The sequence below is a fragment of the Rugamonas sp. GW822-FHT03B10 genome, assembly GCF_058801745.1.
Map to the genome: position 1 here is coordinate 1 of NZ_JBXANP010000030.1, position 13,410 is coordinate 13,410.

Here is a 13,410-nt window from a genome sequence, read left to right on the forward strand (position 1 = left end):
CCGCCGCCCCGGCCCCGGCGACGGCCGCACCAGCCAAGCCGCTGGCCGTGGCCGCGCTGCCGGCGCCGGCCGCCGGCCCCGCCACGACCGCGCCACGGCTGGAGATCAGCAACGGCAACGGCGTGACCGGCCTGGCCGCGCGCTACCGCTCGGTGCTGGGCAAGCTGGGCATCCTCGCCTCGCGCCTGAGCAACGCGCGCCCGTTCCGCCAGCAGGAGAGCGTGATCGAATACCGGCCCGGCTTCGCGGCGCAGGCCGGCAGCCTGCAACGCGCGCTGCCCGGCCGCACGGCGCTGCGCCAAATGGACGCGCTGGCGCGCGCCGACGTGCGCCTGTTGCTGGGCAAGGACGCGCCGGCGCAACTGGCCCAGGCCGAACAATTGCAGGACGGCGCCCGCTTCGCGGCCGTCGACACGACGCGCTGATCGCGTCCGCACACACAACCAAAACAACGAGAGGTGGCTCATGCTCATCACACTGAAACAAACTTCCGCCGCGCGGCTGCTGACTGGTCTGCTGACCGGCGCGCTGGCCCTGGCGCTGGCCGGCTGCGGCGGCTCGAATGGCGGCCCCGGCGGCGGCTGCAGCAACCTGGACCCGTCGCGTGACCCCAACCTGCCCTCGTGCGGCAGCACCAGCGGCGGCGGCACCACGACTGGCCAGAGCACGCTGGCGCTGACGCTGACGGACGCGGCCGGCGCGGCCACCAACAGCATCACGCCCGAGCGCAGCGGCACGCTGCAGGCCAAGGTCAAGGACAGCAAGGGCGTGGCGCAGGCCAACGTGGCCGTCACCTTCACCACCACCGACAAGACGGCCGCGTTCTCGCCCTCCTCCGGCACGGCCCTGACCGACGCCAACGGCGTGGCCAGCGTGGGCCTGGCGGCCGGCAGCGTGGCCGGCGCCTACACGGCCAGCGCCAACGCCACCGTGGGCAGCGTGGCCACCGGCTCGGTCAGCTACGCCGTCACCTTCAAGACGCTCAGCCTGAGCGCGCTGACGTTCTCGCCCGCCACCCTGTCGGCCGGCGGCAACGCCAGCGTCAGCGTGACGGTCCTCAGCGGCGGCGTGCCGTACACGCCGCCGCTGCCCGTCACCTTCAGCTCGCCGTGCGTGACGGCCGGCAAGGCCAGCATCGGCAGCCCCGTGCTGACCCAGGCCGGCGTGGCCGTGGCCAGCTACACCGACAAGGGTTGCGGCGTGGCCGACACGGTGACGGCCAGCGTCACGCTGGGCAGCGCCACGGCCACCCAGAGCGGCACCCTGACCGTGCTGCCCGCCTCGGCCGGCTCGATCAAGTTCGTCGACGCCCAGACCACCAACATCGCGCTCAAGGGCACGGGCGGCTTCGGCCGCTCCGAAACGGCGACCCTGACGTTCCAGGTGCTCGACACCACGGGCGCCCCCGTGTCGGGCAAGCAAATCACGTTCGCCTTTGCCGACACCATGACGACCAGCACCACGGGCGGCCTGACGCTCTATCCCGCCTCGGCCACCTCGGCGGCCGACGGCACCGTCACCACGCTGGTGACGGCCGGCACCATCCCGACCTCGGTGCGGGTGATGGCCTCGGCCGGCCCCACGATCAGCACGCTGTCGAACATCCTCGTCATCTCCACCGGCGTCCCCGACCAGGCGCACTTCTCGCTGTCGTCCGCGACCGGCAACTGCGAAGGGCGCGATTACGATCAGCACTGCTCGTTCGTCACGGTCACCATGGGCGACCATTTCGGCAATCCGGTCCCCGATGGCACCGCCGTCAACTTCACCACCGAGGGCGGCACCATCGGCGCGTCCTGCGTCACCGGCTCGTTGCCGCCGCCGGGCGCCACCCCGGCCGGCCAGACCACCAACTCGTCGGTCGGCCCCGGCTCGGGCAGTTGCACGGTGGAGCTGCGCTCGGGCAGCCCACGGCCCGGCAACGGACGCGTGACCGTGCTCGCCTACGCGCTCGGCGAGGAGACCCTGATCGACTACAACGGCAACAATGTGTACGACAGCGGCGACAACTTCGTCGACAAGAGCCCCGACATCTACCGCGACGACGACGAGAACGGCCGCTGGACCCTGGGCGAACCGTGCATCGGCCCCAACAGCAACAGTCTGTGCAGCACCGCCGGCGACGGCATCTACAACGGCGTGCTGCGCTCGCCGCAGACGCCAAGCGCCCAGGTGCTGCGGGTATCGGGCCAGCTGGTGCAACAGTTCTCCGGCAGCCAGGCCGTCATCACGTTCCCGGCCACGGCCAGCTGCGGCACCAACCTGGCCGCCAACGTGGCGGTCAAGGTGGCGGACGTCAACGGCAATCTGCTGCCGGCCGGGACCCAGCTCACGTTCAGCGCGACGTTCGGCCTGACCGACAAGCCGCCCGTCGTATCGCCCGACAGCATCAAGGTGCTCAACGTCGTGCTCGGCGTGGGACAAGCGCTGGTGGTGCCCACCTACAACGTGAGCGTCAGCTGCCCGTCGGCCACCTCGAGCGGCGTGTTCAACGTGCTGGTGACCACGCCCAACGGCGTGACCACCGCCAGCAGTCTCACCATCGCCCCCGCGCCCTGACCCCACAGGCGCCGCCGGCCCCTTGAACCGGGGTCAGGTCATGAACGCATGCAACTTGCGTGCGCTCATGACCTGACCCCGGTTTTTTTGACTGCGCAAGAGGATTGCCCCGCGCCGCGTTTTGGAGTAACTTGCGCTTTATCAAAGCAACAATCTCAACCACCTGGAGCAGAGCATGGAAACCGTGGCCCTGGAAATCGAAGGCATGACGTGCGGCGGTTGCGCCGCCAGTATCGAAAAAATGTTGTATGGCGTGGCCGGCGTGCAGACGGCGGCCGTGACGCTGGACGGCGGCCGCGCCGAGGTCACGTTCGACCCGGCCCAGACCAGCGCCGCCGCGCTGACGGCCGTGGTGACGGAGGCCGGCTACGGCGCCCAGGTGGCCGCCAGCGCCTCGGCCGGCCAGCGCCCGGTGGCCGAACCGGCCCGCGCCGCATAAGGCCACGGGCGGGGCGCCGGCCATGCCGCCGGCGCCCCGCCCCACCGCAACCTTTGGGGGATGTGATGACTGAACGCACCGTGTTGCAATCGATCGGCCAGCGCCACGTGCTGACCGTGAAACCCGACGCCAGCAGCTACCACGCGGCCTGCGCCATGACCAAGTCCCATTGCGGCAGCATCCTGATCGTCGACGACGCCGGCGCCATGCTGGGCATCCTCACCGAGCGCGACCTGATGACCAAGATCGTGGCCCAGCGCCGCGACCCCGAGGCCACCCCCGTGTCGGCCATCATGACCCACAACCCGCACTTCATCGCGCCCCAGACCACCGTCTCGGACGCGGTGCTGATCATGAAGCGCCACAACTTCCGCCACCTGCCCGTGGTGTCGTCCACCTCGCAGCTGCTGGGCGTGTTCTCGATCCGCGACGCCATGCCGCGCGAGCTGGCCGAGGCGGAGACCATGGCCGACCAGATCGACCAGGAATTCACCAACGTATTGAGTTGACTTGACTTGGAATGGGCCCGCGCGCCCGTCAGGAGGAGCACTTGCGACCCACCGACATCGTCAGTCCCGACTACTTCCACAAGGTGGTCGATTGCCAGTGGGCCTGCCCGGCCCACACGCCCGTCCCCGAGTACATCCGCCTGATCGCCGCCGGCCGCTACTCGGACGCCTACCTCGTCAACTGGGAGTCGAACGTGTTCCCCGGTGTGCTGGGGCGCACCTGCGACCGGCCGTGCGAGCCGGCCTGCCGCCGCAGCCGGGTGGAGGACGAGGCCGGCAAACAGCCGGTGGCCATCTGCCGCCTGAAGCGGGTGGCGGCCGACTACAAGGACGACATCCGCGACCGCCTGCCGCAGCCGGCGCCGCGCAACGGCCGCCGCGTGGCCTGCGTGGGCGCCGGCCCGGCCTCGCTGACGGTGGCGCGCGACCTGGCCGTGCAGGGCTACCAGGTCACCGTGTACGACGGCGAGGCCAAGGCCGGCGGCTTCATCCGCAGCCAGATCCCCAAGTTCCGCCTGCCCGAGGAGGTGATCGACGAGGAGACCGGCTACATCCTCGACCTGGGCGTGGAACTGCGCGCCGGCCAGCGCATCGACAGCCTGCAGGCGCTGCTGGCCCAGGGCTACGAGGCCGTGTTCGTCGGCTGCGGCGCGCCGCGCGGGCGCGACCTGCCGCTGCCGGGGCGCGGCGAGGCGGCGCCCAACATCCACATCGGTATCGATTGGCTGTCGTCCGTCTCGTTCGGCCATATCTCGGCCATCGGCAAGCGCGTGATCGTGCTCGGCGGCGGCAACACGGCCATGGACTGCTGCCGCTCGGCCAAGCGCCTGGGCGGCGAACAGGTGACCGTGATCGTGCGCTCGGGCTTCGACGAGATGAAGGCCAGCCCGTGGGAGAAGGAGGACGCGCAGCACGAGGGCGTCACCATCCTCAACTACCTGGCGCCGAAAGCCTTCGTGCTCGACAACGGCAAATTGTGCGGCATGCGGTTCGAAGCGATGGCCGCGTCCACCGACGCCACCGGCCGGCGCACGCTCACGCCGACGGGCGAAGCGGAGCGCTTCGTGCCGTGCGACGACGTGCTGATCGCCGTCGGCCAGGAGAACGCCTTCCCGTGGATCGAGCGCGACATCGGCCTGGCCTTCGACGAGCGCGGCATGCCGGTGGTCGATCCGCTCACCTTCCAGTCCAGCGCGGCGCGCGTGTTCTTCGGCGGCGACGCCGCGTTCGGGCCGAAGAACATCATCACGGCCGTGGCCCACGGCCACGCGGCGGCCGTCTCGATCGACAAGTTCTGCAACGGCGAGGACCTGCGCCAGCGCCCGCCGCCCACGGTCCACCTGTTGAGCCAGAAGATGGGCATCCACGAGTGGAGCTACGACAACGCCGTCACGCCCGACCACCGCTACAAGGTGCCGCTGCGCGACGTGAGCGCGGCGCTGAAGAACATCCGGGTCGAGGTGGAGCTGGGCTTCGACCAGCAGCTGGCGCTGAAGGAGGCCAAGCGCTGCCTGAACTGCGACGTGCAGACAGTGTTCTCGGACAGCCTGTGCATCGAGTGCGACGCCTGCGTCGACATCTGCCCGATGGACTGCATCAGCTTCGTCGAGAACGGCGAGGAGGGCGAATTGCGCGAACGGCTCAAGGCGCCGGCGCTGAACCTGGCGCAGTCGCTGTTCGTGTCGGGCAACCTCAAAACCGGCCGCATCATGGTCAAGGACGAGGATGTGTGCCTGCACTGCAGCCTGTGCGCCGAGCGCTGTCCCACCGGCGCGTGGGACATGCAGAAATTCTTCTTCTCGCCCGGCCGCGCCGGCCCGGCCTGCCGCCCGCAAGCGGGCGCGCCGCTGCGCCAGGCCGGATAGGATAACCAGGAGCCCGCTATGCCGCCCACCTTGCCGCCCACCCTGCAAGCTGTGAACGATTTCGTCGTCAAATTCGCCAACGTCAACGGCTCCGGCTCCGCCTCGGCCAATGAACTGTTCGCGCGCGCCATCCTGCGCATGGGGGTGCCGGTCAGCCCCCGCAACATCTTCCCGTCCAACATACAGGGCATGCCGACCTGGTACGAGGTGCGCGTGAGCGAGGCCGGCTACCTGGGCCGGCGCGGCGGCTGCGACCTGATGGTGGCCATGAACCCGCAGACGTGGGCCGCCGACATCAAGGAGATCACGCCCGGCGGCTACCTGTTCTACGACGACACGCGCCCCATCCCGCCCGGCCAGTTCCGCGCCGACGTGCACGCGATCGGCATGCCGCTCACCATGATCTGCAACGACGCCTACACCGACGTGCGCCTGCGCCAGCTGTTCAAGAACATCGTCTACGTGGGCGCGCTGTCGGCCATGCTCGGCATCGAACCGGCCGTGCTGGAGCAGCTGTTCTCCGAGCAGTACAAGGGCAAGGAGAAGCTGTACGACTCGAACGTGAAGGCGCTGCACCTGGGGCGCGACTACGCGCTGGCCCACATCGATTGCGCCGCCGTGGGCTTGAAGGTGCGGCGGGCCGACAGCGTGGGCGAGCGCATTTTCATGGACGGCAACAGCGCCGCCGCGCTGGGCTGCGTGTACGGCGGCGCCACCGTGTGCGCGTGGTATCCGATCACGCCGTCGTCGTCGCTGGCCGAGGCGTTCCAGAAGTACTGCCACAAGTTCCGCGAGGATCCCGACACGGGCCGCCACAACTACGCCATCATCCAGGCCGAGGACGAACTGGCCTCGATCGGCATGGTGATCGGCGCCGGCTGGAACGGCGCGCGCGCGTTCACGGCCACCTCCGGCCCCGGCATCTCGCTGATGACGGAGTTCATCGGCCTGGCCTACTTCGCCGAGATCCCGGCCACCATCATCAACGTGCAGCGCGGCGGGCCGTCGACCGGCATGCCCACGCGCACCCAGCAGGCCGACATCCTGTCGTGCGCCTACGCCTCCAACGGCGACACCCGCCACGTGCTGCTGTTCCCGGAAGACCCGAAGGAATGCTTCGACTTCGCCGCCACCGCGCTCGATCTGGCCGACCGGCTGCAAACGCCGATCTTCGTGATGACGGACCTCGACATCGGCATGAACACGCGCCTGTGCGCGCCGCTGGCATGGGACGACGCGCGCCGCATGGACCGCGGCAAGGTGATGCACTACGACGACCTGGAGAGCGGGCGCGACTTCGGCCGCTACCTGGACGTGGACGACGACGGCATCCCCTACCGCACCCTGCCCGGCACCCACCCCAAGCGCGGCGCCTATTTCACGCGCGGCACCACCAAGGACAGCTACGCGCGCTACAGCGAGGAAGGCGCCGTCTATGTGGCCAACGTGGAGCGGCTGCACAAGAAGTTCGACACCGCCAAGACGCTGGTGCCGGCCCCCATCGAACGGCGCGCGGGCCAGCCCACGCGCCACGGCGTGCTGTACTTCGGCTCCACCAGCCCGGCCATGGCCGAGGCGCTGGACCTGCTGGCGGCCGGGGACCAGCACGTGGACGCGCTGCGCATCCGCGCCTACCCGTTCAGCGCGGCCGTGATGGACTTCATCGCCGCCCACGAGCAGGTGTTCGTCGTCGAGCAGAACGCGGACGCGCAGCTGCGCGGCATGCTCATCCTCGAAGGCAACCTGAACGCGGCCAAGCTGCTGCCCGTGCTGCACTACGACGGCACGCCGATCACGGCCCGCTTCATCGCCGACGCCATCGGCGCCCGGCTCGACTCGCACAAGGTCACTCCCATCAAGAAGGTCGCGCAATGAGCTATCTGGCCAAACCCAAGCTGCACCATCCGGAGCTGAAGACCAACGCGCTCGGCTACACGCGGCGCGATTACGAGGGCGCCATGTCCACGCTGTGCGCCGGCTGCGGGCACGACTCGATCTCGGCCGCCATCGTCCAGGCCTGCTACAACCTGGCGATCGAACCGCACCGGGTGGCCAAGCTGTCGGGCATCGGCTGCTCGTCCAAATCGCCCACCTACTTCCTGGGCGGCTCGCACGGCTTCAACACCGTGCACGGCCGCATGCCGTCCGTGCTCACCGGCGCCAACCTGGCCAACCGCGACCTGATCTACCTCGGCGTGTCCGGCGACGGCGACTCGGCCTCCATCGGGCTGGGGCAGTTCGTGCACAGCATGCGGCGCGCCGTGAACATGGTGTACATCGTCATGAACAACGGCGTGTACGGGCTGACCAAGGGCCAGTTCTCGGCGACCGCCGACCAGGGCTCGCGCTCCAAGCGCGGTGTGGTCAACAGCGACGCGCCGGTTGATCTGGCGGCGCTGGCCTTGCAATTGGGCGTGAGCTACGTGGCGCGCGGTTTCTCCGGCAACAAGGAGCAGCTGGTGCCCATGATCGAAGGCGCCTTCATGCACCAGGGCGCCGCCTTCATCGACGTGATCTCGCCGTGCGTGGCCTTCAACAACCACCCCGGCTCGACCAAGAGCTACGACTACGTGCGCGAGCACAACGAGGCCGTCAACCGCGTCGACTTCGTGCCGCACAGGGACGAGATCACGGGCCAGTTCACGCCGGGCACGGTGCAGGAGGTACTGCAGCACGACGGCAGCATCCTGCGCCTGCGCACGCTGCAAGCGGAGTTCGACGTGCACGACCGCATCGCCGCCATCAACTACCTGTACCAGCGCCAGGCCGAGGGTGAAGTGGTGACGGGCCTGCTGCACATCGACCCCACGCCCGAGGACATGCACAGCCACCTGAACACGTCGCTGCGCCCGCTCAACACGCTCGATGAGGCCGTGCTATGCCCCGGCGCCGACGCGCTGGCCCGCATCAACGCGGCGCTGCGCTAGGGCACTAGAAAGTTTCAGGCCCCATTCCGCCTTCCCCCCAAGCAACGGCCGCCATGCGCGGGGTGGTAGCCGCTGGCGGCTCCCTCCGGCAACGTGTCTCGTTTGCTTGTCTCGTTTTGTCTTGTTTTGTCTTGATTGAACTCGGCGCGAATTGCCTTGTCTAAATAGACAGAACGAGACAAAACCAGACAACTCTAGCAGGAGAAACGAGTATGAATGCCGGAAGGAGCGAAACCACCATACCACCCGCCGCCTACGCTGAACTGAGCAACTATTTGCGCCTGTCCGGCAGCACGCTCACGACCACCGAAGCGGTGGTGCGCGCAATTCAACACTGGATGGAGGCGCAGCGCGAAATGGCCGCCCCGCTGCAGGGCTATCAATGGAAATGCCTGTTCCTGCCCGATCAGAGCCGGCTGCGCATGCACGTAGGCGAAACGTGGCACTACGCCGAAGTGGTGGGCGATGCGCTCATGTACCAGGGGCGCGCCGTCTCGCCGCGGCAGCTGACCATGCTCATTGCTGGCGACGGCCGCAATGCCTGGCGCGATTTATGGATCCGTCGCCCCGGCGAAAAGGACTGGACGGCCGCCGCACAGCTGCGGCGCCAGCTGGCACAGCAGCCGCACAAACCGCCCACGTCGCACATGGACGCCATGCGGGCTGTCGCCAGCAACATGAGCGACACGCTCAAGACAGCGCTGACGCTGGTCCAACACGCCAGCTATCACGCCCAGGAGCAGGTCGAACGCCGTCTGCCCAAACACCGGCGGCGAGAGGACTTTATGATTGATGATTGCATGGCGGACTGATAACGCGCTGCCACTGAAGCGATCACCCCGCTATCTGGGATGAGCTGCTATCGCCCGGTTGCAATCGCTTGAACTTAGCCTGTTGACAACATAGGTCGCACGTCCTAATATTGAAAAAAATTAGGACAATCATCCTACAGAGCCGACACAGTCCCTGCCATGCAGACCCGCGACCACATCGTTGCCGCCGCCGATCAATTGTTCTACGAGGGCGGCTTCGAAAACACTTCATTCGCCCAGATCGCCGACGCGGTCGGCATCTCGCGCGGCAATTTCTACTACCACTTCAAATCCAAGGACGACATCCTGGAAGCCGTCATCGCGCTTCGGAATGAGCGGACACGGGCCATGCTCGAACAGTGGGAAGCCGATGGCGATACACCCGAGGCGCGCATCGGCTGCTTCATCCAGATCCTGATCGCCAACCGCGCCAAGATCATGCGGCACGGCTGCCCGGTCGGCACCTTGAGCGGCGAACTGGCCAAACTCGATCACGCGCTCCAACCGCAAGCGAACGCCCTGTTCACGCAGTTCCGGGGCTGGCTGTCGCGCCAGTTTACGGCGCTGGGACGCAAGAACGATGCGGACCGGCTGGCGATGCATCTGCTGGCGCGCAGCCAGGGCGTGGCCACGCTGGCCAACGCCTTCCACGATCAAGCTTTCATCAAGTCGGAAGTCGAACAGATGAACCACTGGCTGGCCGCCGTCGCGGCCGGCGAACACTAACCCAAGGAGAACACCACCATGCATATCGTGCTGCTCAAATTCGCCGAACACAAAGACCAGGCCCCACACCATATGGACGGCCACAACGCCTGGCTCAAGCGTGGTTTCGACGATGGCGTATTCGTTCTCGCCGGCACCCTGCAACCGCGTCAGGGCGGTGCGATCGTCGCCCATGGCTGCACGCTGGACGAACTGCGCGCGCGCGTCGCGGAGGATCCGTTCGTCGCGGCCGGTGTAGTGCAGGCGGAGTTCATGGAGGTCTCCCCGTCCAAGGCCGACGAACGCCTCGGCTTCCTGCTAGGCTAAGCAGCGCGAAAATCGTGTTGCGTCCCGAATAAAAAAGGGAGCCGCGCGGGCTCCCTTTTTCGTTGGCTGCCCGCAGGCCGCCGTCTTACATGATGTGGTGCCCCAGCCACCACGCGCACGCGGCCACGAAGGCCGAGGCGGGGATGGTGAAGATCCACGCCCACACGATGTTGCCCGCCACGCCCCAGCGTACGGCCGACATCTTCTGGGCCGAGCCGACGCCGACGATGGCGCCGGTGATGGTGTGGGTGGTCGACACGGGCACGCCGAAGTGGCTGGCGATCAGCAGCGTGAGCGCGCCGCCGCTTTCGGCGCAGAAGCCGCCCACGGGTTTGAGCTTGGTGATCTTCTGGCCCATGGTCTTGACGATGCGCCAGCCGCCGAACAGCGTCCCGGCCGAGATGGCCGTGTAGCACGATATGATCACCCACATCGGCGGCGTCTTGTCGGTGGCGGCCACGTGGCCGGCCGCGATCAGCAGCATCCAGATGATGCCGATGGTCTTCTGCGCGTCGTTGCCGCCGTGGCCCAGGCTGTAGCTGGCGGCCGACAGCAGTTGCAGGCGGCGGAACCAGCGGTCCACCTTGCGCGGCGTGGAGCGCACGAACACCCACGACACCAGCAGCATGATCAGCGAGCCGAGGATGAAGCCCAGCAGCGGCGACAGGATGATCCATTCCACGGTCTTGAGCAGGCCGCCGCCGGCCAGCGCGCCGGTGCCCGATTTGGCCACGGCCGCGCCCACCAGGCCGCCGATCAGGGCGTGCGAGGACGACGAGGGGATGCCGTAGTACCACGTGAACAGGTTCCAGGCGATGGCGCCCACCAGCGCGCCGAAGATCACGTACTGGTCCACCACGCCGGGGTCGATGGTGCCCTTGCCCACCGTGGCCGCCACGCCCAGCCCCACCACGAAGATGGCGGTGAAGTTGAACAGCGCGGCCATGGCCACCGCCGTCTGCGGCTTGAGCACGCCGGTCGACACCACCGTCGCGATCGCGTTGGCGGCGTCGTGGAAGCCGTTCATGAAGTCAAACACCAGCGCCAGGGCGATCAGGACGCCCAGCACGTAGATGCTCATTTGAAGGGTATGCATGAATTGTTCTTTTCGATTTTGTCTGATTCAGGACGCCAGCGCCGCGGGTAGCGGGGCTCAGGCGTTTTCAACGATGATGCCTTCGATGATGTTGGCCACGTCTTCGCAACGGTCGGTCACCGTTTCCAGGATCTCGTAGATGGCCTTCATCTTGATCAGGTGGCGCACGTCCGGTTCGTCGCGGAACAGCTTGGACATGGCGGCGCGCATCACGTGGTCGGCGTCCGACTCGAGGCGGTCGATCTCCTCGCAGACGGCCACGATCTGACGCGAATTGTCCATATTGTGCAGCATACCGACGGCTTCCTTGACCTTCTCCGCGCACGCCAGCACCAGCTCGGCCAGCCGCTTGGCTTCCGGCGTGACGGCGTGCAGGTCGTACAGCGAGACGGTCTGGGCCGCGTCCTCCAGCAGGTCCAGGATGTCGTCCATGCGGGTGATCAGCTTGTGGATGTCGTCGCGGTCGAGCGGGGTGATGAAGGTCTTGTGCAGCAGATCGACGGTGGCGTAGGTGATCTTGTCGGCTTGCTTCTCGACGCCCTCAATGGCGTGCACGCGGTTTTCCAGGTCGTCGAAATTGCTCATCAGGGCCACCATCTCGCGCGCGCCCTTGACGCACAGTTCCGCGTGCTGGTTGAACAGGTCAAAAAATTTGCCCTCGGTGGGCATCAAACGTCCAAACATGTCATTCTCCGTTGAGTATTTCGAGTTGCTTGGCCGCCCTTGCTAGCGGGCGGCGTGGGGTTAGTCGCCTTGGTAAAGCGCCAGGTTGCCGACATAATTGCCAAACTTGGTGTATTGGCCTATCCAGGTCAGTCGCACGGCGCCAATCGGGCCGTTACGCTGCTTGCCGATGATGATCTCGGCCGTGCCTTTATCGGGCGAGTCCGGGTTGTAGACCTCGTCGCGATACAGGAAGATGATGACGTCCGCGTCCTGCTCGATAGCGCCCGATTCGCGCAGGTCGGACATGACGGGACGTTTGTTGGGACGTTGCTCCAGCGAGCGGTTCAGCTGCGACAGCGCGATCACCGGGCATTGCAGCTCCTTGGCCAGGCCCTTCAGGCTACGCGAAATCTCCGAGATCTCGGAGGCGCGGTTGTCGCCCTGGGTCGAGCCCGTCATCAGCTGCAGGTAGTCGACGATGATCAGGCCCAGCTTGCCGCACTGGCGCGACAGGCGGCGCGCGCGCGCGCGCATCTCGATCGGGTTCAGGGCCGGGGTCTCGTCGATGAACAACTGGGCGTCGTTCATCTTCTGGATGGCGTGCGTCAGGCGCGGCCAATCCTCGTCGTTCAGGCGGCCCGTGCGCAAGCGGTGCTGGTCGAGCTGGCCGACCGAGCCCAGCATACGCATGGCCAGCTGGGCGCCGCCCATCTCCATCGAGAAGATGGCCACCGGCAAGCCCGCCTCGATCGCCACGTTCTCGCCGATGTTGACCGAGAACGCGGTCTTGCCCATGGAGGGACGGCCGGCCACGATCACCAGGTCGCCCGGCTGCAGGCCCGAGGTCATGCGGTCGAGGTCGATGAAGCCGGTCGGCACGCCCGTGATCTCGCTCTGGTTGTCGCGGCTGTAGAGCTCGTCGATGCGCTCGACCACCTGGGTCAGCAGCGGCTGCACGGCGGTCCAGCCGGCCGCGCCGCGCGCGCCCTGCTCGGCGATGGCGAAGATCTTCGATTCGGCCTCGTCGAGCATCTGCTTGACCTCCTTGCCCTGCGGGCTGAAGGCCTGGCCGGAGATCTCGTCGGCCACCGTGATGAGCTGGCGCAAAATGCCACGATCGCGCACGATCTCGGCATAACGGCGGATGTTGGCCGCCGATGGCGTGTTTTGCGCCATCGCGTTCAGATAGCTCAAGCCCCCCACGTCGTCCGCCTTGCCGAGCTGGGTCAGCGCCTCGAACACGGTGATCACGTCGGCCGGCTTGGATGCGTTGATCAGCCGCACGATCTGTTCGAAGATCAAACGGTGGTCATAACGGTAAAAGTCTTCCGCATGCATGAAGTCGGCGATGCGGTCGAACGCCGCATTGTCGCGCAACAAGCCACCGATCACAGACTGTTCTGCTTCGATGGAGTGCGGTGGGATGCGGAGCGAATCGACTTGTGGATCTGGGGGGGCGTTCATGGCGCGAATTATACCTGCATAGTCAGCCGCCAAAAATTATT

At 67.1% G+C, this 13,410-nt stretch carries 13 protein-coding genes; 10 read left to right on the top strand and 3 right to left on the bottom strand.

What is annotated here, in order from left to right; all coding sequences use genetic code 11:
• The 10 genes from AC1RQG_RS26380 to AC1RQG_RS26425 all read left to right on the top strand — a co-directional run.
• Positions 1 to 425, top strand: a 425-nt coding sequence (locus tag AC1RQG_RS26380; protein ID WP_493136130.1) for a LytR C-terminal domain-containing protein, incomplete at its 5' end; no start/stop codon positions are given.
• 40 nt (positions 426 to 465) lie between these two features.
• Positions 466 to 2,559: an Ig-like domain-containing protein gene (locus AC1RQG_RS26385; protein WP_493136132.1), complete on the top strand. Its 2,094-nt coding sequence runs from the start codon at positions 466 to 468 to the stop codon at positions 2,557 to 2,559.
• 175 nt (positions 2,560 to 2,734) lie between these two features.
• The gene (locus AC1RQG_RS26390) at positions 2,735 to 2,998 is read left to right on the top strand and encodes a heavy-metal-associated domain-containing protein (RefSeq protein WP_493136134.1); all 264 of its coding nucleotides are present in this window, start codon (positions 2,735 to 2,737) and stop codon (positions 2,996 to 2,998) included.
• A 65-nt stretch (positions 2,999 to 3,063) separates the two neighbouring features.
• Positions 3,064 to 3,507, top strand: coding sequence for a CBS domain-containing protein (locus AC1RQG_RS26395; protein ID WP_493136136.1), 444 nt, complete (start codon positions 3,064 to 3,066; stop codon positions 3,505 to 3,507).
• A 41-nt stretch (positions 3,508 to 3,548) separates the two neighbouring features.
• Positions 3,549 to 5,372, top strand: coding sequence for an FAD-dependent oxidoreductase (locus AC1RQG_RS26400; RefSeq protein WP_493136138.1), 1,824 nt, complete (start codon positions 3,549 to 3,551; stop codon positions 5,370 to 5,372).
• Between the two features lie 18 nt (positions 5,373 to 5,390).
• Entirely contained in the window at positions 5,391 to 7,247 is a 1,857-nt protein-coding gene (locus AC1RQG_RS26405; protein WP_493136140.1) for a 2-oxoacid:acceptor oxidoreductase subunit alpha, read from the top strand.
• Complete coding sequence (locus tag AC1RQG_RS26410) at positions 7,244 to 8,299, top strand: 2-oxoacid:ferredoxin oxidoreductase subunit beta (RefSeq protein ID WP_493136142.1); 1,056 nt, start codon at positions 7,244 to 7,246, stop codon at positions 8,297 to 8,299. The genes AC1RQG_RS26405 and AC1RQG_RS26410 overlap by 4 nt, the downstream gene beginning before the upstream one ends.
• A gap of 212 nt (positions 8,300 to 8,511) precedes the next feature.
• Positions 8,512 to 9,111: a hypothetical protein gene (locus AC1RQG_RS26415; RefSeq protein ID WP_493136144.1), complete on the top strand. Its 600-nt coding sequence runs from the start codon at positions 8,512 to 8,514 to the stop codon at positions 9,109 to 9,111.
• A gap of 159 nt (positions 9,112 to 9,270) precedes the next feature.
• On the top strand, positions 9,271 to 9,837 hold the full coding sequence (locus AC1RQG_RS26420; protein ID WP_493136146.1) for a TetR/AcrR family transcriptional regulator: 567 nt from the start codon (positions 9,271 to 9,273) through the stop codon (positions 9,835 to 9,837).
• Positions 9,838 to 9,855: 18 nt separating this feature from the next.
• Entirely contained in the window at positions 9,856 to 10,143 is a 288-nt protein-coding gene (locus AC1RQG_RS26425) for a YciI family protein (RefSeq protein WP_493136148.1), read from the top strand.
• A gap of 85 nt (positions 10,144 to 10,228) precedes the next feature.
• Here the strand turns inward: AC1RQG_RS26425 and AC1RQG_RS26430 are convergent, their stop codons facing one another.
• Genes AC1RQG_RS26430 through AC1RQG_RS26440 form a run of 3 tightly spaced genes read right to left on the bottom strand, consistent with a single transcriptional unit; the run spans position 10,229 to position 13,369 of the window.
• On the bottom strand, positions 10,229 to 11,239 hold the full coding sequence (locus AC1RQG_RS26430; protein WP_493136150.1) for an inorganic phosphate transporter: 1,011 nt from the start codon (positions 11,237 to 11,239) through the stop codon (positions 10,229 to 10,231).
• Between the two features lie 57 nt (positions 11,240 to 11,296).
• Entirely contained in the window at positions 11,297 to 11,923 is a 627-nt protein-coding gene (locus AC1RQG_RS26435) for a DUF47 domain-containing protein (protein WP_182166854.1), read from the bottom strand.
• A gap of 60 nt (positions 11,924 to 11,983) precedes the next feature.
• Complete coding sequence (locus AC1RQG_RS26440; RefSeq protein ID WP_493136151.1) at positions 11,984 to 13,369, bottom strand: replicative DNA helicase; 1,386 nt, start codon at positions 13,367 to 13,369, stop codon at positions 11,984 to 11,986.
• Positions 13,370 to 13,410: the final 41 nt, after the last annotated feature.

What these genes read in the sequence shown, in the direction of transcription:
- AC1RQG_RS26385 (WP_493136132.1), top strand. Translation starts at nt 466, where the DNA reads ATGCTCATCACACTGAAACAAACTTCCGCCGCGCGGCTGCTGACTGGT.
- AC1RQG_RS26390 (WP_493136134.1), top strand. Translation starts at nt 2,735, where the DNA reads ATGGAAACCGTGGCCCTGGAAATCGAAGGCATGACGTGCGGCGGTTGC.
- AC1RQG_RS26395 (WP_493136136.1), top strand. Translation starts at nt 3,064, where the DNA reads ATGACTGAACGCACCGTGTTGCAATCGATCGGCCAGCGCCACGTGCTG.
- AC1RQG_RS26405 (WP_493136140.1), top strand. Translation starts at nt 5,391, where the DNA reads ATGCCGCCCACCTTGCCGCCCACCCTGCAAGCTGTGAACGATTTCGTC.
- AC1RQG_RS26410 (WP_493136142.1), top strand. Translation starts at nt 7,244, where the DNA reads ATGAGCTATCTGGCCAAACCCAAGCTGCACCATCCGGAGCTGAAGACC.
- AC1RQG_RS26415 (WP_493136144.1), top strand. Translation starts at nt 8,512, where the DNA reads ATGAATGCCGGAAGGAGCGAAACCACCATACCACCCGCCGCCTACGCT.
- AC1RQG_RS26420 (WP_493136146.1), top strand. Translation starts at nt 9,271, where the DNA reads ATGCAGACCCGCGACCACATCGTTGCCGCCGCCGATCAATTGTTCTAC.
- AC1RQG_RS26425 (WP_493136148.1), top strand. Translation starts at nt 9,856, where the DNA reads ATGCATATCGTGCTGCTCAAATTCGCCGAACACAAAGACCAGGCCCCA.
- AC1RQG_RS26430 (WP_493136150.1), bottom strand. Translation starts at nt 11,239, where the DNA reads ATGCATACCCTTCAAATGAGCATCTACGTGCTGGGCGTCCTGATCGCC.
- AC1RQG_RS26435 (WP_182166854.1), bottom strand. Translation starts at nt 11,923, where the DNA reads ATGTTTGGACGTTTGATGCCCACCGAGGGCAAATTTTTTGACCTGTTC.
- AC1RQG_RS26440 (WP_493136151.1), bottom strand. Translation starts at nt 13,369, where the DNA reads ATGAACGCCCCCCCAGATCCACAAGTCGATTCGCTCCGCATCCCACCG.